At 36.0% G+C, this 18,568-nt stretch carries 17 protein-coding genes, 1 pseudogene and 1 riboswitch; of the genes and pseudogenes, 5 read left to right on the forward strand and 13 right to left on the reverse strand.

Annotated features, from left to right (window positions below; genetic code table 11):
• Positions 1-114: 114 nt before the first annotated feature.
• The 6 genes from ACEN4L_RS12155 to ACEN4L_RS12180 all read right to left on the reverse strand — a co-directional run bounded on the left by ACEN4L_RS12155 (position 115) and on the right by ACEN4L_RS12180 (position 5,007).
• Complete coding sequence (locus ACEN4L_RS12155; RefSeq protein ID WP_407097530.1) at positions 115-834, reverse strand: carbohydrate ABC transporter permease; 720 nt, start codon at positions 832-834, stop codon at positions 115-117.
• Positions 835-909: 75 nt separating this feature from the next.
• Complete coding sequence (locus ACEN4L_RS12160; RefSeq protein WP_407097531.1) at positions 910-2,256, reverse strand: extracellular solute-binding protein; 1,347 nt, start codon at positions 2,254-2,256, stop codon at positions 910-912.
• Positions 2,257-2,493: 237 nt separating this feature from the next.
• Positions 2,494-3,027 (reverse strand): ECF transporter S component, encoded by a 534-nt coding sequence (locus ACEN4L_RS12165; protein WP_407097532.1) that lies wholly within the window; start codon positions 3,025-3,027, stop codon positions 2,494-2,496.
• Positions 3,017-3,427, reverse strand: a complete 411-nt coding sequence (locus tag ACEN4L_RS12170; RefSeq protein ID WP_407097533.1) for a DUF4430 domain-containing protein — start codon at positions 3,425-3,427, stop codon at positions 3,017-3,019. The genes ACEN4L_RS12165 and ACEN4L_RS12170 overlap by 11 nt, the downstream gene beginning before the upstream one ends.
• Before the next feature lie 89 nt (positions 3,428-3,516).
• Positions 3,517-3,661, reverse strand: a riboswitch (adenosylcobalamin (AdoCbl) riboswitch).
• Positions 3,641-4,237: a cob(I)yrinic acid a,c-diamide adenosyltransferase gene (locus ACEN4L_RS12175; protein ID WP_407097534.1), complete on the reverse strand. Its 597-nt coding sequence runs from the start codon at positions 4,235-4,237 to the stop codon at positions 3,641-3,643. It overlaps the preceding riboswitch by 21 nt.
• A gap of 68 nt (positions 4,238-4,305) precedes the next feature.
• Positions 4,306-5,007, reverse strand: coding sequence for a Crp/Fnr family transcriptional regulator (locus ACEN4L_RS12180; protein WP_407097535.1), 702 nt, complete (start codon positions 5,005-5,007; stop codon positions 4,306-4,308).
• 245 nt (positions 5,008-5,252) lie between these two features.
• On the opposite strand from ACEN4L_RS12180, the gene ACEN4L_RS12185 reads away from it, so the two are divergent.
• Positions 5,253-5,807: an NADPH-dependent FMN reductase gene (locus ACEN4L_RS12185; RefSeq protein WP_407097536.1), complete on the forward strand. Its 555-nt coding sequence runs from the start codon at positions 5,253-5,255 to the stop codon at positions 5,805-5,807.
• A 144-nt stretch (positions 5,808-5,951) separates the two neighbouring features.
• On the opposite strand, the gene ACEN4L_RS12190 is transcribed toward ACEN4L_RS12185, so the two are convergent.
• The 5 genes from ACEN4L_RS12190 to ACEN4L_RS12210 form a co-directional block, all read right to left on the reverse strand.
• On the reverse strand, positions 5,952-6,929 hold the full coding sequence (locus ACEN4L_RS12190) for a DUF1002 domain-containing protein (protein WP_407097537.1): 978 nt from the start codon (positions 6,927-6,929) through the stop codon (positions 5,952-5,954).
• 65 nt (positions 6,930-6,994) lie between these two features.
• Positions 6,995-7,906 carry an RluA family pseudouridine synthase gene (locus ACEN4L_RS12195; RefSeq protein WP_407097538.1) on the reverse strand — a complete coding sequence of 304 codons (912 nt, stop codon included), beginning with the start codon at positions 7,904-7,906 and terminating at the stop codon, positions 6,995-6,997.
• A 470-nt stretch (positions 7,907-8,376) separates the two neighbouring features.
• The gene (locus ACEN4L_RS12200) at positions 8,377-9,972 is read right to left on the reverse strand and encodes an ABC1 kinase family protein (protein ID WP_407097539.1); all 1,596 of its coding nucleotides are present in this window, start codon (positions 9,970-9,972) and stop codon (positions 8,377-8,379) included.
• Between the two features lie 10 nt (positions 9,973-9,982).
• Positions 9,983-10,291 carry a phasin family protein gene (locus ACEN4L_RS12205; protein ID WP_407097540.1) on the reverse strand — a complete coding sequence of 103 codons (309 nt, stop codon included), beginning with the start codon at positions 10,289-10,291 and terminating at the stop codon, positions 9,983-9,985.
• Positions 10,292-10,374: 83 nt separating this feature from the next.
• The gene (locus ACEN4L_RS12210) at positions 10,375-10,764 is read right to left on the reverse strand and encodes a DUF6508 domain-containing protein (RefSeq protein ID WP_407097541.1); all 390 of its coding nucleotides are present in this window, start codon (positions 10,762-10,764) and stop codon (positions 10,375-10,377) included.
• Between the two features lie 283 nt (positions 10,765-11,047).
• On the opposite strand from ACEN4L_RS12210, the gene ACEN4L_RS12215 reads away from it, so the two are divergent.
• Positions 11,048-11,593: a hypothetical protein gene (locus ACEN4L_RS12215; protein ID WP_407097542.1), complete on the forward strand. Its 546-nt coding sequence runs from the start codon at positions 11,048-11,050 to the stop codon at positions 11,591-11,593.
• Positions 11,594-12,030: 437 nt separating this feature from the next.
• Positions 12,031-12,438: a transcriptional regulator SpxA gene (gene spxA, locus ACEN4L_RS12220; protein ID WP_407097543.1), complete on the forward strand. Its 408-nt coding sequence runs from the start codon at positions 12,031-12,033 to the stop codon at positions 12,436-12,438.
• Positions 12,439-12,595: 157 nt separating this feature from the next.
• On the opposite strand, the gene ACEN4L_RS12225 is transcribed toward spxA, so the two are convergent.
• Entirely contained in the window at positions 12,596-13,807 is a 1,212-nt protein-coding gene (locus ACEN4L_RS12225; protein WP_407097553.1) for an MFS transporter, read from the reverse strand.
• A gap of 37 nt (positions 13,808-13,844) precedes the next feature.
• Entirely contained in the window at positions 13,845-15,146 is a 1,302-nt protein-coding gene (locus ACEN4L_RS12230) for an ectonucleotide pyrophosphatase/phosphodiesterase (RefSeq protein ID WP_407097544.1), read from the reverse strand.
• Positions 15,147-15,525: 379 nt separating this feature from the next.
• Here ACEN4L_RS12230 and ACEN4L_RS12235 point away from each other — a divergent pair, with 379 nt between their 5' ends.
• Both ACEN4L_RS12235 and ACEN4L_RS12240 read left to right on the forward strand, forming a co-directional pair.
• Complete coding sequence (locus ACEN4L_RS12235; protein WP_407097545.1) at positions 15,526-16,284, forward strand: GNAT family N-acetyltransferase; 759 nt, start codon at positions 15,526-15,528, stop codon at positions 16,282-16,284.
• A 178-nt stretch (positions 16,285-16,462) separates the two neighbouring features.
• Positions 16,463-17,962 (forward strand): annotated as a pseudogene (locus tag ACEN4L_RS12240) (helix-turn-helix domain-containing protein).
• Positions 17,963-18,568: the final 606 nt, after the last annotated feature.

Genomic DNA, 18,568 nt, shown 5'->3' on the forward strand with positions numbered 1-18,568 from the left:
CTGTCCTCATTTCAGTAAAAGTGCAAGGTTTTGTTTAACATCCTATAAAAACCCTTGCATCTATTATATCAATCATTAGTTGTAAAAGGCAGCAGAATAAGCATAGTTTATTATTCAGTAGACATTACTTAGCGTAATGATAACTAGATTCGTAAAAATCGTATTTTTAATCATAGGTATCGTTATTTTCCATAGCCTTTGCCAAGCAGATGCTCCATCTATTTTTGCTGCTTCTTCTATACTATCCGGAATATTATCTAAAGCAGATTGGAACATCAGCATACTCAATGCAGAACCTTGCCAGATATTTGCTACAACTATTGAGAAAATAGGAAAAGTGAATAACCAAGATATAGGTTCAATTCCCGAGCTCATTAAAATCTGGTTCAATGTTCCGCCATCATGTAAGAAAGAAACAAACATGATTGCTACAATCAACTCTGGAGTAACCCACCCTGCCATAAATACACTTCCGACTACTTTTCGAAAGGTCCGATTTGTATTTTTCATTAAAAAAGCTAATAGGAATCCAAACAACTGCTGACCCATAATTCCTGATAATACTAAGAAAACAATGGTAGTAAAAAACGATTGTTCAAATCGTGGGTCTCTCATTAAATTGCTAAAATTTTGAAATCCTACAAATTGAATATCCTGTGCAGCTGCCCCTGTTAAAGAAAAGTTTGTAAAAGAAAAGAAGAAAGTCATCATGATAGGTCCTACAAAAAACACTACTAATAATAGGAGAGAAGGTGTTAAAAAGAGTATCGCTTGCCTCTTTTTATTATTATTTTTCCTTTTTGCTGTTCTATTTAGTGCATTTTCATTCTGCATTATACTCCCTCCTCGTTTTAATTTATTTCTTTAAAAATGAGAGACCAACTTGTTAAATTGGTCTCTTATTTGAATTTATTGATTTATAATATTATCCGTACCAACAATCCGTTCTAATCCTTCAATATAGCTTTGAACAGCTTCTTCAGGAGTAACATTCCCTGATACAAGCGACTCCACAACTTCTTGAATATGAGTTGAAACAGTTGGGTAGTCATCTACTGCCGGACGGAAGTTAGTATAAGATAAAATTTCTCCAGCTTCCTCATAATTACTGATAGGTTGGTTTAAATATTCTTCATCCTCTGCCACATCAGTTCTTACTGTCATATCTCCTGTTTGGCGAACATAGTCGGTTTGGTGTTCTTGATCAACTGCCATTTTAATAAATTCAGCAGCTAAATCTTTATTTTGAGCATTAGATGGAATGGATAATGCCCAACCTCCAGACATAGAAGTGTATTCTGGATCTTCACCATTTTGAGTTGGAAAGGCCACAAAATCCCAAGTATCCAGAGCTTCAGGCCAAGGAGTTGCTCTCCCTTCGCGCCAACTTGCTGCTACCCAATTACCATCCATTACCATGGCAACTCCATCATTTATCATCAAATCTTCTGCTAATACAGTAGAAATCTGGCTATTTGAGGCTACGCTTAACTCTGGTCCTAAGTCATTCTGATAAACGTCATCAATAAAAGTAAACGTGTCTAATAAAGCCTGTTCATCTATGACCCATTTTCCTTCATCCCAATTGTACAATTCAGATCCTGTACCAAAATACAATTGTTGGAAAGTTCTCATTGCTGTTGCTTCTCCATTTGCCTTGGTAGAATACATAAATAACGGTATGGTTTCACTATTACTGCCTTTAATAGTCTCAGCAGCCGTTAAAATTTCTTCCCAAGATGCAGGTTCAAATGGAACAGGCAAACCTGCTTCTTCAAAAATATTTTTGTTGTACCAGAGACCTTGGACATCAGTACTAAAAGGGACTCCATAAATTTGTCCATCTTCAGCAGTAACCCCTTGTTTAACAGTCTCTTCTATTAAATCCCAATCCTCCCATCCATTTACCACATCGTCCATAGATTCCAAATACCCAGCATTTACATCTGAATTCAAGATAAAAGTATCTTCTACAGCTACGTCTGGGGAAGTTTCTGCCGATTGCATCATTAATGCTTGGCGAGTAGTTGTGTCATCAAATAATGGTATCAATTCCACATCGACATCGTCATGCGTGGCTTCAAAATCAGCTTCTAAGTCCGCAAACCAATCCTCCCACCAAGACGGATAACTCACCTTTAAGACTTGCTGCCCACTTGCTCCGTCTGTGTCTTCGGCATTATCGTTATTACCGCAAGCTACTAGACCAAACACTAAAGGAATGGCTAAACCAGAAAAGACAAATTTTTTCTTCATCCTATTCTCCTCCAATTTAATATAATTGTTTAGAAATTTGTTTTACCGATCTGTAAATCAGTAAAACGTTTTCATTTCTTATTCAAAGTATATCTTTACATCTTTATTGTTTTCAACTAATACGGTTGATATTTAGTCTTTCAACCTGTTCAGTTTTCATTTCATTTCACAAAATGTAAAAAAGGAAGTTGAGATAGAGACGCCTCAACTTCCTTTAAAGAACATCCTATTTCTATTTTAACGATAATACTTCTTTAGAAATTTGTTCATAATAGGAACCAAAATAGGAGCTAGTATAAAATAGAACCCACTATTCCCTAATGCGTGCATGGTGTCAAACGGCAAACCCGCTAGATAATAGGCCCAAAAATTTTGGATGCCAAAAAATGGTGCTTGTACTGCTGAAATGACAAAACCATAGATATATCCAGTCAATCCGGCGTAAAGAATCATCCCTACAAACGGAATACGAGGAACTAGAATTGTAAGAGATCCTGTTAACAAGATAATAACGGTAAAAGAGGCAATCTGTGCTATTGTCCAGACACCTAAACCTAGGTTAATATTTGATATCAAAATACTCAAAATAGCTACAATCAGTCCATCCCTTGTTCCTAAAGTAAGAGTAATCAGCAGTAAGATGACTGTTACAGGTTGTACATTTGGCAAAAACTGAAAAAGCAAGCGGCTGATATAGCATAAAGTTGTCAGTATACCCAACAACGCTATATGTTGAACTTGATACCTTTTTGAAGAGCTTTTAATAGCCATTCAAGCTCCACTTCACTTCATCTCCGTCTTTGAGCACATAATCGGCTGCTCCAACAGTTGGTTGTTCATCATTGACTGTGTACAACCAGTATTTGCTTTCTGTCTCATCTTGCTCATGTCCTTCAATAGAACTGACTAAACCACCCTCTTCGACCACTTCAAAATTCTCTTTCAAAGCTTCCAATACCGTTTGGCCTTCTTCAATGTCAAATTCTTGTGCTAAATCAGCTATTTCCTTATCGTCTTCTTCAAAGGTAAATGAGACAGTAATAGCTGTTTCAACTGAGCTGACTTCACTAGATGTTGCAGATGATGATTCAGTTTCTTGATTGTTACTCCCACAAGCAGTGACCAAAACAGCTGATGATACTAAAAGCATTAATTTGAATGATTTAACCATTTTTATTCCTCCTGATAAATTCCATTAGTTTTAAAGACAAAAAAAAAATGCCCCAACAAGGCGCAAATGTCTTATTAGAACTTCTAATTGAACAATAGAGTGCTTTGCCTCGAAGCCTCATTGTGTATAAACAATTGAAAAAAAGACCTGACTTAAAGCTGTTCGCTTTTCACAGTGGCGGGACCGTGTTGGATTTACACCAACTTCCATTTTTCAAGAGTTGTATTTAGTTTTAGGAATAGCCTCTTTTTTCAAATCTGTATGAAAAACGACTCCTCCTCTTTCGTAAAACGGTTCTTCAATTCCTTTACGATGATTGACCACTCGAGCAATAGCAAAGAAATAGTCGGACAAACGATTGATGAAAATCGGCACAATTGGATTGATAGTTGTTTCTCTACTTAACGCAACAATGATTCTTTCCGCTCTTCGAGTAACTGTTCGTGCAACTTGCAGTAAACTGGAAACCGGGTGTCCGCCAGGGATAATAAACTTTTCAATCGCAGGTGGTTCTTCTGCATAGATGTCAATTCTCGATTCGATCCACTCCACTAGTTCTTTTTGGACTTTATATTCTTTCAGTCCATCTGGAGTAGCTAAATCTGTTCCGCAGTCGAATAAATCATGTTGGAGTTTGATGAGTTCTTGTTTAATGTCAGTATCATCCAGTTGACTAACAATATACCCCATTAATGAATTCAACTCATCAATAGTACCGTAGCTTTCTACACGTATCGAATCCTTAGGAATCGTTCGGCCGCCAATGAGATTGGTATTTCCAAAATCGCCGCGTTTCGTATATACCTGCATCTTATTCTCCTTTCCTTGTTTACTATTTCACTATAAAACAGAATTCCATTAAAGTAAATCAATAATTTTTAGACTAACAACAATCCGTCTAAATTTAAAACTTGGATTTTCTTTTTCGGTTTCTGCTTGATCAAACCCGAATCCTCTAAATCGCTTAATTTACGGCTGATGGTTTCTGGAGTCGTTCCTAAATAAGAAGCTAAGTCTTTTTTAGTCATAGGCAAGACAAATTCCGTGGTATCCGTTTCTGAATCAAGGCATTCTGCTAAGAATAAAGCAAGACGGGTTTCCACTTTTTCGGTAGCAAATCGTGTCGTTTGTTCTTCAGACTTCTCCAATCGCTGGGACAATTCATTTAAAATTTTTAAAGAAATGGAAGGATATTTCAACAAGTATTCCTGCAGATCAGAGCGTCTGATCTGACATATTTTTGTATCCACCATAGCTTCAGCATAGGACTCGTGTTTCGTGTTTTCGGGACTGAACAAAGCCATTTCACCAGTAAAATCTCCTGGTTCCAAAATACGGACCACTTGTTCCTTCCCAGATTCAGCCAAACGATAAATACGGATTCTCCCTTTATTTACAATGTATAATGTATCGGATTCTTCCTCTGCGCGATAAACCATACTTCCTTTTTTAAATGATACTGATTGAGTAGTTTGCATAATTTCATCCATTTGTTCATCTTCTAAATGATTAAATATCGGTACTAATTGAATACAAGCTTTGTGAGTTCCAAACAAATGATCATGACAATTTGAATTCATAATAGAGTCCCTCTTTTCTATGTACTTAAGATTAGTATAACTCATTTCTTTTACTCTGTTAGTATACTCGTCCTTTTTTGATTAAAACTTGATCTTTATCAAGTTTTATTTTTTATCCATCCAACTTTTCTAATTACTTTTATTATGTTTTCTTCTTTTAGGATAGTATTAACTCTTGTTAAAAGTAATACAATGATGGTATATTATTAATGTACTTACATCAGCTTAAGAAAGAGGTCATTTTAGTGAAAACAGTAGCATTAGTAGGTAGCTTAAGAAAAGATTCATACAATTTAAAATTAGTAAACCACTTAGCAACAACATATCCAGAATTAGGTATCGAGGTTGCAGAAATCGGCAACTTGCCTTTCTTCAATGAAGAAATCGAAGCTGATCCAGGTCAAGAAGTTCGTGACTTCCAAGCTTTAGTAAAAGATGCTGATGCAGTAGTTATTGCTACTCCTGAATACAATGCTTCTATTCCAGCAGTATTGAAAAATGCTTTAGACTGGGTTTCTCGTGCAGGCAGAGAAATGGAAGGCAAAAAAGTTTTGATTATGGGTGCTTCAATGGGTAACCTAGGAACAGTTAAAGCTCAAATTCACTTACGTGATATCTTAGATACATTAGGAGTTGCTGCATACGTTATGCCAGCTGCTGGTGGTAATGATGTATTTGTTGGCGCTGTTCACGAAAAATTTGACGAAAACGGCAAATTGACGGATGAATTGACTGCTCAATTTATCAATGCAATCATTGGACGTTTCAAAAACTTCATCAAAATTGACGTGAACTTATAATCTGTCTGTAAAATGATAAAAAAGCTGTTTCGGATTCAAACCGAAACAGCTTTTTTATTCTACTCGAGACATGGTCAAGATAAAGTACTTCGCATCTTATAGTAGATCTGCGAACCCTAGCCGTGACAAACATCTCCCTATTTTCTAGTTAAATAGACCCGTAATAGCTTGCCAGATTTGTTGAAAGAAGCTGCTGATTCGATCTAATATGCCGCTTGCCTCTGCATCATCCATAAAATCACCAATCTTGTTTTGAACGAGTTCTGATAAATTGTTTAATTGTTCTTTTACAGCTTCTGAATCAATCGCTGCTGTTTGTTGATATTTTTCAAATAGACTCATTAAGCGGTCAATCTGTTCTTGTGTAACTACATTTTCTAAATTGTTGTTAGCTAATGCTTCATTGATAATACGTTCAATGTCTTCCTTTGTAGCTAACTCACCTTGTTGTTCTTTTAATTCCGCTAGAGATTGTTTAATTTCGATAATAGCTTGATCTAATTTGGAAGTATCAAAGTCCGCATTTTCTGCATTCTCTTGAGCAATCTCATTGGTCGTTTCCAACTCATCTTGCGCTACTTCCATGCGCTCTTGGTCTAAATCTTCACCGTTGACATCAAAAGCTTTATAAATACCAGACAGCGCACTTTCTCCTGTAGCTGGTCGAATACTAGCAACAACGATCGTGGCATCTGCAACGCCTGCTGTGATAGCTGCATTGGCATATTGTTCTTGAGTGATTTGTGTGATATTTTCAGGTGTTTGAATATTGACTACAACTCCATGTCCTTCATCTTCTTTTTCTACTAATACAGATGAAATCAAACTGGAAGTATTCGCAGAACCGGATCCTAAATACTCTACTAATTCTTCTCCTGTGACATTGACACTAGCCACATTTTCAGGGTTCTCTATCCCAATCAACTCTTCTGTTTCTGCTACTTCAGATTCAGACAAACCTCCACCATAAACAAAGGTTGGCTTACCCCATTTTTCATTAACTACTGTTGTATCTATACCAGTTTCAGCAGCTTGTACTGGAACCGATGCGGCTAATGTGCCACTAATCAATCCCGTGGTTACAAGTAGACCCATTCCAAGTTTTTTTAATGTATGTTTCATGTTTTCTAACCTCCTTGGTTTAGTTTAGCGAACTGCTGGAATTATTTCTTCCAACTTTAGACTGATTATTTTATTTTGGTATTAAATACTTTTGGTACCGGTGAAGTAAATCGGACTAATTTTCTCGAAGTTGGATGATGAAAAGCAATTGTTGTAGCATGCAATCCTAACCGTTTCAAATAATTTGTAGTAGAACCATATTTTCTATCTCCTACCACAGGATGCCCAATGTCAGACATGTGAACGCGAATTTGATTTTTTCTTCCGGTTTCTAGCTGTACTTCCAATAAACTGGTCACACCATTGGATTTAATTTTTTTGTAGTGAGTAACTGCATGTTGCCCGCCATTGTCTCTAGGGCTCGAATGAACTTTATACGATTTAGGACTTTCCGTCAGCCAAGATTCGATTGTTCCTGTTTCATCTTTGACTTCTCCTTCAACTAACGTAGTGTAGATTCTTTCTTTAACCATCGTCTTCCAATTGTCTTGCAATCTTTGTTTGATTTCTTCACTTTTAGCAAAGATCATGACTCCAGAAGTGTCTCTATCCAAACGATGAACAACATAAATACGGTTAGCTGGATTTTTTTGTTGGACATAAATCTTTAATTGTCTATGAGCTGTCATTTCTTGTTGACGGCCAGCCGCAATAGATAAAACGCCAGCTTCTTTATCGATCACAATAATATCCTCATCTTCATGCAAAATAGAAATTCCCATCAATTCACTTTGGATTTGAGCTGTTTTATTGTCCGCTATTTTAACGGTTTGACCAGGCTTCAAAGGATAATTGAATTGTTTCACAGTTTTACCGTCTACCGTTATTTGGCCTCTACTCAAAACAGATTTGATGGAGTTTCGGCTGCTTTTCACTTTGTTCTCCAATAGAAAATCCAATAATTCTTTTTCTTCTTTAATGACAAATTGCATAGCCGTTTGTTTGCTCTTTGTTGTGTTCTTAGATATCTTTTTCATTTTTTAATTCCTCACTCTCATTCTTTATTATACACAATTATGGGAGTTTAGCGAGGTATCCAAAAAGACATCTTTTGATTCCGTTCATTTTAGAAAATGACTTTCCGATCACACTAAACACAAATTTAGGTTCTACAATATTTGACGTTGGTAAGTAGAAAATACATTTCTTTTTAATGCTAAACCTTTTAGAAACGCATTTCTAGAAATTTCAGGAGGAATATGGGGCTGCTTATAGCCATGAAAAAGGATGCAATGAGAATTATTAAGCGTTAAGCTTTAGCCGTTACGCTTAGTTTGACGCTTGTAAGCCTTGAGACATGGTTGGCTCAGGGGTCCCATGGCTTTCCATAAGCAACCCCATAGGCCGGAGGAAATTTCTTTGCCAACGTTAGAAGATGAAGAGCCCAAATTTAAAGAAGACAAAAACAAGCTATTGACCAGATAAAATCCATCTGGCAAATAGCCTGTCATAACCTCTCTGATCGGATAATAGAAATCAGCAACCACATTCCTAAAAAACCCGCTCCCAGGAAAAATATAATCCCTAACCACGATGTGCCAGTTCCTTCAGCTGCAAAGATAATCAATGCTGACGCCAATATTAGTGCAGAAACAATAAGGGCAAAAACAACGCGGTTAACCATCTTGTTTAAACCGGTCCATTTATCGTCCATATTAATCAAGTCTAATTTTACTTTCGTTCGACCATTGTTCAAATTCTCAAACAATGTGCTTATTTGATTAGGCAAACCCACTAGACTTTTTGTCATTTGCAGCGAAGATAATAATAATTTTTCTTTGCTTATGGGCTCAAACAGTTTAAAGTTATCGCTTTCGATCAAATACCCTTTTGCAATTTGTACGATATTCAAGTTGGGAGCTAATTCTGTTATCAGTCCTTCCAATACCGTCAATGCGCGAACCAATAACGTGAATTCACTCGGCATAGATAATCCGTGTTTGCGTGTAACATCTAAAACATCTGCAATCAGTGTCCCAAATTGAATACTGCTGAAATTAGCTGCTAAATAGGTTTCAACCAGATAACTCAAATCTTCGTAAAAACGCGAACGATCGATTCGTTTCCGTTGTACCCCCATTTTTAAAAGAGTGTTCATCAACTGATTTAAGTCTTTAAAGACGATCGCTTTTAACAAATGATTTAAACTTTCTCTATTTTCAACAGAAAGGTAGCCCATGATCCCAAAATCAATAAAATAAATTTGGCCTTCTTTAATAATCAAATTACCTGGGTGAGGATCTGCATGGAAAAAACCGTCTCGAAAAACTTGCGATAAAAATGACAACAACAATTTTTGGGCAATATCTTCCTGTACATACCCAGCTGCTGTTAACCCTTCAGAGTCTAAAATTTTATACCCTTCAATATATTCTTCCACAATGACACGTTTTGAATGGTACGGTAAATACAATTTTGGAACACTGACACAAGCAATTTCTTTGTTCAACTCCCGAAATTGCATGATAGCATTGGCTTCATTGCGAAAATCCAACTCTCGTTTAGATGTCTGCCGTATTTCTTCAAAGGCTTCTTTGGGATTCACCAAGAAATCTTTGAACACATTTGGAGCCCGGTCAACGATGCGGATGAATAATTCAATGTCCTGCAACAGACTGGTCTCGATATCTGGTCGTTGAACTTTCAGCACAACTTCTTCGCCGGTTTTTAATTTTCCTCGATGGACTTGAGCTACCGAAGCACTAGCTAACGGTTTTACATCAATGGTTTCAAAAACTGTTTCAATATCTTGACCAAATTCTTCCACAAAAATCGCCTTTGCTTCTTCAAATGGGAAAGAAGGTGCTTCATCTTGCAGTTTGGATAGCTCCGCAATGTATTCCATCGGCAAAATATCTCTACGGGTAGACAAAATTTGGCCGATTTTGATAAATCCGGGACCCAGTTCCTCAAATGCTTTTCGTAAATTTTTAGGGTCTTGTTCTTTTTTTTGTGAGCGCACGCGCGTATTGTATAAATGACCAAAACCATACTTGCCCAGAATGCTCACTATTTCCCGTAATCTTTCTCCACTTGAAGGCACAAAATCACCCCTATTTGTTATTCTCTATCAATTCATCCATTTGAGCATTTAGAGCAGTAATCTTTAACTCTAAATCTTCAATGTCTTTTCGTTGAGCCACATTCATTTGAAGTAAGATTGCTTGTATCTCATCTTTATCAAGAGTGTCGTCTTTCATTTTCCCTTTGCCTTTGCGAATCAATTCTTCACTCAATTTCTTTCCTTGATCAACAGTGATCTGACCTCTAGTGGCTAATTCTTCAACCATTTCTTCTGCTTTGTCATAAGACATTGAAGCTCCGCCAATACCTGCTAATATCATTTTTTTCAAATCATTCATCTCTATCTTCTCCTTTCAAATTGAACTGCTTTTTAATGAATCAATTCTTTAGATATATTATATCACTAAATTGAGAAAGCGTTTTAAAGAACATTTTTTAAACGATAAAGTAATTGATACATCACACCATTTTCAACAGCCCATTTCATTTTACCGTTTTTAAAATGCTCTTTTCGAATAAAATATGTTAGGAAAGATTGAATGGTTTCCAAGTCTGCATGTGCAATGAAATTTTCCCATTCTTCACTAGAAGGCTCAGAGACCAAAAAATCATGAATATAATCCGTATAATCTCCTTTTTCTAGAGATAAGTCTCTATACTTCTTTGCAAAATCAATGATTCTGCTATCGTATTTAATGAAACCCGGGATGACTTCCCCTTCTATTTCTTCTTGCGGAATCTCTTCTGCGAATAATTGATCGGTCTCCTTAAAATAAGAAAGATACTCAAAGAGCGATTCTGTGTCCGCCATCTCTACACTTCCTTTCCTTCTAAATGAATGCAATGAAATAGGGTTATTTTCATTGCATTCATTATAACGCGAATTTTAACGAAGTAAAAAAAATACACTTATTCCTTATAGTTTTAGGTTCCTATTACAACAACTCTGCTTTTTTCATTCTATTACATCAACTTTTTTTAATTAGTGATCAATCTGGAAGAAAAACATGTTATCCTACAGAAGAGAAGAAACAACGCTATCTATCTTCTATATACATCTCTACCATTCTAATCTCTATGAGGAGGAAACAAATATGGATACAACCATTCAATCTTACTTTAAAGACTTATCGTCTACTGACAAAGAAAAACAATTGTCAGCTTATCACGCTATTCTCAAAATAACTGAAGAACCTGTAGATTGGGCATACGAAGTATGGGAGAATCTAAAAAGTGATTTGAAGCATAAAAACAATCATCGAAGATCCAGAGCGGCTCAGTTTTTAGCTAGTTTGGCCATTAGTGATCCCGAAAATCGTATGCTCACAGATTTTTCTGATGTGTGGAAAGTAACTTATGACGAAAAATTTGTTACTGCTCGTCATGCCCTACAATCCATTTGGAAAATTGCTTTAGCGGGTAAAGAACAAAAGGGTCTTGTTTTACAATATTTAACTAATCGTTTTAGAGATTGTGTTGTTGAAAAGAACTATACCTTAACAAGATTTGACATTATCGAGGATTTAAAAAAACTATACCTTGTTCAATCTGATGAAAACTTGAAGAATCTTTCTCTTGAACTCATTGAATCGGTTGACGAACCTAAATATAAAAAGAAATACTTGGATGTCTGGAAATAAATAATTGTTCTTAACTCAGCAAAAACACAATGACGATTTCCCCATTGTGTTTTTGTATTAAATAAGATAAAATGATCTTAACCTTTATAAAGACACCTTTTGTTGCATCTTCGATTTTTTCTGTTCATCCTTCTCTTAGACATATCCCACAACCATCACTATTATTCCCATACACCCTGACGCCTTTTAGCTTTCCCTTGAACATCATCTTAAGAACAAATCCGTATTTCTCTTAATTTTTTAAATCCACTAACAACCACAATCTATTCACCTAATTTCATTACCTATACAACCATCGAAAGTCAACATTTCTACACTCATTATGAGAAAAAATAAATAAAAAAGTCGTTTTTCTTGCTTTTTTCTAATAAACTAGTTATCATTAAGTGTGAAATCGCTTTATCCCTAATTGCTACATAGTAAAAGGAGAGATAAATATGATTAATCTTTATGTTACCCCAAGTTGTACTTCATGTAGAAAAGCAAAAGCATGGTTAGATGAACAACATCTTCCATATATTGAAAAAAACATTATTGCCAGTCCGCTTTCTATTGATGAATTAAAAAATATTTTAAGATTAACCGAAGAAGGAACAGAAGAAATTATTTCTTATCGTTCCCATGCTTATCAAAATTTAACGGTTGATATTGAGGAATTGTCGCTGGAATGTCTTTTGGATTTGATACATAAAAATCCGGAACTTATACGAAGACCTATTTTAACTGATGAAAGACGACTTCAGGTGGGATACAATTCAGATGAGATCCGTTGTTTCTTACCAAGAGACGTCCGTAAAGTAGAATTCCAACGCATACAACAAGAATTAGCTTTAGAAGCAAATTAAACAAAAGTGCGGGGATAAATCGTCCTTGCACTTTTTTTAGACGCGCTGCAAAAGTCAGCCCATACTACCACAACAGCCACTCAAATATTAGGTGAAAAACACCTAACTTTTGAGTGGCTATTGTGTCAATAAATGAAAAGACGTTTATCATGTACTTTTATTCTTGGGCGATTCTTGGATCTTTTACAAAGTACAGCAGTACTCCTCCAATAATAAAGAGAATGATCAATGCAAAAACACCATTTAAAGAATTGCCCGTATGTTGGGTGATTATCCCCATCAGGAAAGGCCCCATAACTGCAGCGAATTTGCCGAAAATATTGTAGAAACCAAAAAACTCATTCGATTTTTCTCCTGGAATCAATTGTCCAAACATAGAACGGCTTAGAGCTTGTACTCCACCTTGAGCCGTTCCAACTAGAACAGCCAGGATGATGAATTTAGTTAACGAATCTAATGTTAAAGCAAAAATACAAATAAAGATGTAGGTGACAATCCCAACATAAAGCATTTTTTTATTTCCTAATACTTTAGACAGTCTTCCATATATGATTGAAAATGGAAAGGCTACAATTTGGACGACCAATAAAATAACAATCAAAGAATTACCCGCAATCCCTATATCCGCACCCACTGCAGTAGCCATTTTAATGATAGTCCCTACACCGTCGATATAAAAGAAATAAGCCAGTAAAAATAGAAAAGCATTTTTATATTCTTTGATATTTTTAAATGTATCCCATAGTCGTTTAAAACTATTGCGCACCACATGAGGCTGTCTTTCAATATAATGTTTTTGCTCCACATTTTTCCAATATGGAATCGTGAACATGAACCACCACACAGCTGTCATAAAAAAACCGCCTTTTATCAATGCTGTTTGTGAAATAGGCAGTACGCCAGTTAATTGAAATAGAATAAAAATAATAAAAGGAATCGAACTGCCTATATATCCAAAGCCAAATCCCGCACTACTCACTCGATCCATTCGATTCAATGTTGTTGCATCCATAATAGAAGCATCATAGAAAATATTTGCTGCACTGAAACCAATAGAAGAAACAGCATACAATACGAGCAGCACTCCCCACTGACCTTCTGGAGCAAAGACAAAACCTAATGTGGATAGAATCCCCAACAATGTCCCAAAAGTAAATAAAGGATTCCGAAACCCTTTATAGTCTGCCAGCGCCCCCAAAATAGGCGATAAAAGGGAGACAATTAGTGTAGCAATGGCGTTCGCATAACCTAAATAAGCGGTTGAATCAGCTTCTGAAACACCTGCTCCCTCCGCAATAGCTTTATAGTACAAAGGAAAAACGGCTGTTGTGACCATAATTGAATAAACAGAATTTGCCCAGTCCTGCATAATCCAGCTTTTTTCCGGCTTAGTAAACGTAAACTTCTTACTGGTTTCTTGCACGATTAACCTCCCCTTTCCCTTCTAGAAACAACTCAGTTAATATTCTTCCATCTGTAGGATGATTGAATTCATATCCCATCGCATATAAGAAAGTAGGACCTTCATCCACTAAACGTGCAAATGGCACTAGTGCTGTTGAATCGATTCCTGGTCCTGAAAGAAACAACATGGTTTCATAACTCTCTTTAGTAGGTGAAAACCCATGTGTTGCTCTATGGTAGTCGCTGCCTTCCGTTGGTTCAATTAAAGATCCCAGATCGTCTGCGAAATAGTACCCTCTTTCGGCTTCAACCAAGAAACTGCAAGACCCGTCAGCACCCAATTGTTCAGCTTGCGCTTGAGTGTAGATCGTTTCGATTCCCTTTGGAAACTCTTCAAGTGCTTGACGAACTTTTTCTAAATCAGTTTCTGGTTTTGTATAAATGTAAGTCGCTCCCTCTGCTCCCTTAGCCATAACTTCCCAATCGAGAAGCTGTTCCTTTTCTCCCGTCTTGATCCAACCTAATTGCTGGAAATAGCTGTTTAAATGAATCACTGTATGGGTATCTATCTGATAGTGGTCTCCTAAAATCGCTATGACGGTTTCTTCAAAAATACCTTTTTGCTTCATCACTTCAATGATCTGTCCTAAATGCTTATCCATATTTCGAATCGCTTGTTGTGCTTCAGAGGAATGTACGCCAAAATGATGGCGCATACTGTCTAATTCAACATAATGGATCGCCATTAAATCAGGGTTCTTTGTGTCGATGGTCTCTAGTATACTGGCAGTTAAAAATTCATCCAGTTCTGGTTGCTGAATCCCATTTCTCAATCGGCCAAATTTCCGCTCCAACTCGAGAATAAATTTAGGCGTAGAAGAATAAAGAGAGACCAAGACTTGATTCTGCCAAGGACGATTCGGAAAAATCTCTGTTAAATTGTAATCGATCGATTTACTTCTTCCAGTTACTGGCCAAAGAAAACTGGCTGTCTTGTAATCTTTTTCATGTGCTGCATCAAAAAGAGTTGGAACTTGAATATCTTTCGCGTACCAGTGCCAATCTGGAGACTTACGACCTGGTTGTACATATGTATTATTCGTAATCCCATGTTTATTGGGATAAACGCCCGTCATAATTGATGTATGAGCCATATAAGTTAAAGAAGGGTACACCGTTTCTACTTTCTCCACTAGTGCGCTTCTTTCCAACAGCATTTTAAAATTAGGCAATGTTCTAGCGTATGTTAAGTCATTTGCACCAAAAGCATCTAAAGAAATGATGTACATTCGTTGTTTCTTCATATTTTCCCTCCACTAACCTGTTTTCTTATATTATGCCATAAGCTTCTCTATTAAAGAAAGCGACTAATTATTTTGTTTCTGTTAAGGAAAGACTTCAATTATTGAAGAATTGAACAGTCATTTATCCGGCGTTCAAGAAGGTCATGATTCAGTGATGAACATTGAGCATGAATACGGTAATTGAATGAAACGAACGATATGACAATTCCACAAGAAGTTATCGATGCAGCAACTAATCCACAATAAATCTTTTTTTTATTGATTGAATAAAGACGGTTAATTCGTCTTTATTTTTTTGTGCCGTCTAATTATGTCTTTATCTACTTCTCATGTGGCGGTATACTAAACATAACAAAATATAAATGGATGAGGGTCTACTATGATTACTTTTGATAACATCACTTCAAAAACAACGTTAATTGAAGAAAATGAATTTTATAAGCTGTACCACAATCACGATGCACTATTCATGTATGATTATAATTTTATGCGTTTAAAGTACCAGCCCACTTTAGAAGAATTCCGATTAATTGAAAAAATACTGTTGGAATTCCATGAAGATATGAAAATGGACCATGTGAAATTCTATTGGCCAGAAGACTATGGATTTACAGAGCCCATTATTGATTACCTATCCAGTAATGGTTACGGAATAGAAATTTTAGAATTATACGCTATCGATCCGAAAGATTTCTTAGCTACAAAAAGAAACTCTGCTGTTACTGTTGGACTTGTTACAGAAGATACTCTAGAAGTGTTCAAGCAGCTCAATCGCACTCAAGATATTCAAATCAGTGAAACCTTTGCTCGTCAAAAACAAGAACTCTATGAACAAGATTTTGATGATCCAAAGGTGCAGCAAGTCATCGCCTATCTAGGTCAGCAAGCTGTTGGCGGAGTTGATTTGCTGTTAGGGGAAGATACTGTAGAAATAGATAACTTTTTTGTGTTAGAGGACTACCAACGTCAAGGCATCGGCACAGAAATCCAACATTTTGTCATGGACATGGCAGGATCCCGGACGGTTATTTTAGTTGCTGACGCGGAAGATACTCCAAAAGATATGTATGTAAAACAAAATTATACTTATTTAAGTTATCAAGTAGGTGCCTTAAAAGAATTCTCTGCGCCTCAATAAAAAAATTACTCGTTCAAGACGATATATCCAAAAGATGCTGACTTGAACCGTTCCTATTTTTTTAATCTTCTTAGTTTCTTTTATACAGTAACTAAAAATAAAAACAACTGGTATAATAAATGACTCATTGATTCAAACTGCATCTTCAATAGTAAGCGACAACTTTGGAGGGATACCCATGCGTGAAATTTTAGAAAAATATGAAGAACGAAAACTGAAGCTTTTCGAAACCCTTTATGCTAATGAAGATTGGATGCCGATCCCCGTTCTTGCTATGACGTTGCATTGCTCTGAGAAAACACTCAAACAAGATGTGCTCTCTTTAAAAGAATTGTTAGCTAAAGACTATCTTCAAACTTCTTACAGAGGGGTTTGCTTATTTTTACCTACAAATATGAGTATTGAAATGGTTTATCGTCTCATCTTAAAAGAGAGTACTCATTTTTTATTTCTTGAAAGTTTATTTCATGATGAGACAAAATCTCTTGATGAAATGGCTGAATTCTTATACATCAGTTCTCCTACACTAGCCAGGACAATCAAAAAAATCAATCTCGTGTTGGAAGATTATCCCCTTAAAATCCTAACGAATCCTTGCCGGTTAGAGGGGCCAGAATCCACTATACGTTCATTTTATATTTCCTATTTTATGGAGAAATGCACTCATGTTGACTGGCCATACCCTACTATGGATAGAAAAATATTCGAGAATTTCATAGTGCTCTCAGCTAAATTCATCCATACTCCCTTGAATTTTTCAGATTTTGAACGTGTAAAACACTGGATCGCTGTTAGTTTGATTCGAACGCAAAAGGGACACTATATGGATATAAAACCAAATAACTTGGCAAAATATATCCCTGATTTAACAAAATTTCGTTTTATTTTGAAACCTCTTGAAAATATAATGAACATTTCTTTTCAGCCGGAGTTTATTGAACAAGTTTTTGCTGTATTTTTGACGAATAGTTTTGCTTTTACATATGACTAGCTCATCAAAGAAGCAGAAACAGAGCCAGTGTTAAAAAAATCAATCGCTCTACTATCAAATATGTTAGATAGTCTCTCCAACCAATTTAGAATTCCCATACCCAATAAAGAACATCTTCTGCTTGATCTTTATAACCTTTCGAAGATTGTTTCGAGGCCAAATAAACATATACGAAAAACACCTTATATTCCTTTTGATCAAAAAGAATATTTTGTTCGTTCACTTGAAAAAGATGTTCCAAATTTTATTCATTCAGCAACAAAGCAGATCCGTCATTACCAACAGGAAATGGATTTGATTTTCAGTCGTCATTCAATAGATGAATTAATATACACCCTAGTCATCCACTGGGATAACTTACTCGTTGCGTTACACAAGCAACGCAGAAAAGCCAAATTACTGATTATTAGTACGTATGATTTAGAACATGCAAAAATGTTGCGTGACCTTATCAACATTCAATATGGCGGTGATGTTGTTTCAGAACTTTATATGGAACCTAGATTATCATTAAAGCTGTTAAAAAATATGGACTATGATATCTTGATTTCTACCACTTCTATTGACTATCTTTTAGATAAAAAAGTGTTTTGCATCCAAAATATCCCTACAGAACAAAATTTGCGAGATCTTAAGTTGGCTATTGATGTAATCAGAAAAGTAGATACTGTTCTATTAGAAGAATAGCTGTGCCGTATGGGAAATCTACATTTTTAAAATCTAACGGTTACATAAAAAAACAAAAAAAGCTCGAGATAATCGCTTCCTAAGAAGCAATATCTCGAGCTTTTCCGACAGTATTGAATTTACATTCAATAGGTTCCATGAATTCCACAAAACAGAGGGATCCAAACACCTGCATCCCGCAGTGTGCTTACGCACTTGTGCCCTGCCTATTTCTTAGCAATCACTAGTCGCCGCAGCGAAATGACAAAATCACCTGATTGCTGGTCAACTCATCGCATGTATAGAATCATACCACCTGGTGGGGAAAATTACAAGTTGTTTTTTCGTTCCTGATGAATCTGTTTGGTCCTTAGTTTTCTTATCACCTTAGATAAAATCTCCTGCAATAAGTTGTATCCGATTACTATTTGGCAACAGTTTAAGCTATAAGGAGTTCATTAAGCACCTCATTATAGAAGAAAACTCATACGAACGCTTTTCCTTCAAATAATCCGAATTGTCCTAAATATCTTATACGTATCAATAGGCGGGTTTGTCTTTAATGCTACGTTTAGTCATCAATACCCTCATTCTCGCTTTTTTCTTAGATCTCTTAATGCAATTTTT

This window comes from Desemzia sp. FAM 23988 (genome assembly GCF_045528365.1).
Taxonomy (GTDB): Bacteria; Bacillota; Bacilli; order Lactobacillales; family Carnobacteriaceae; genus Desemzia.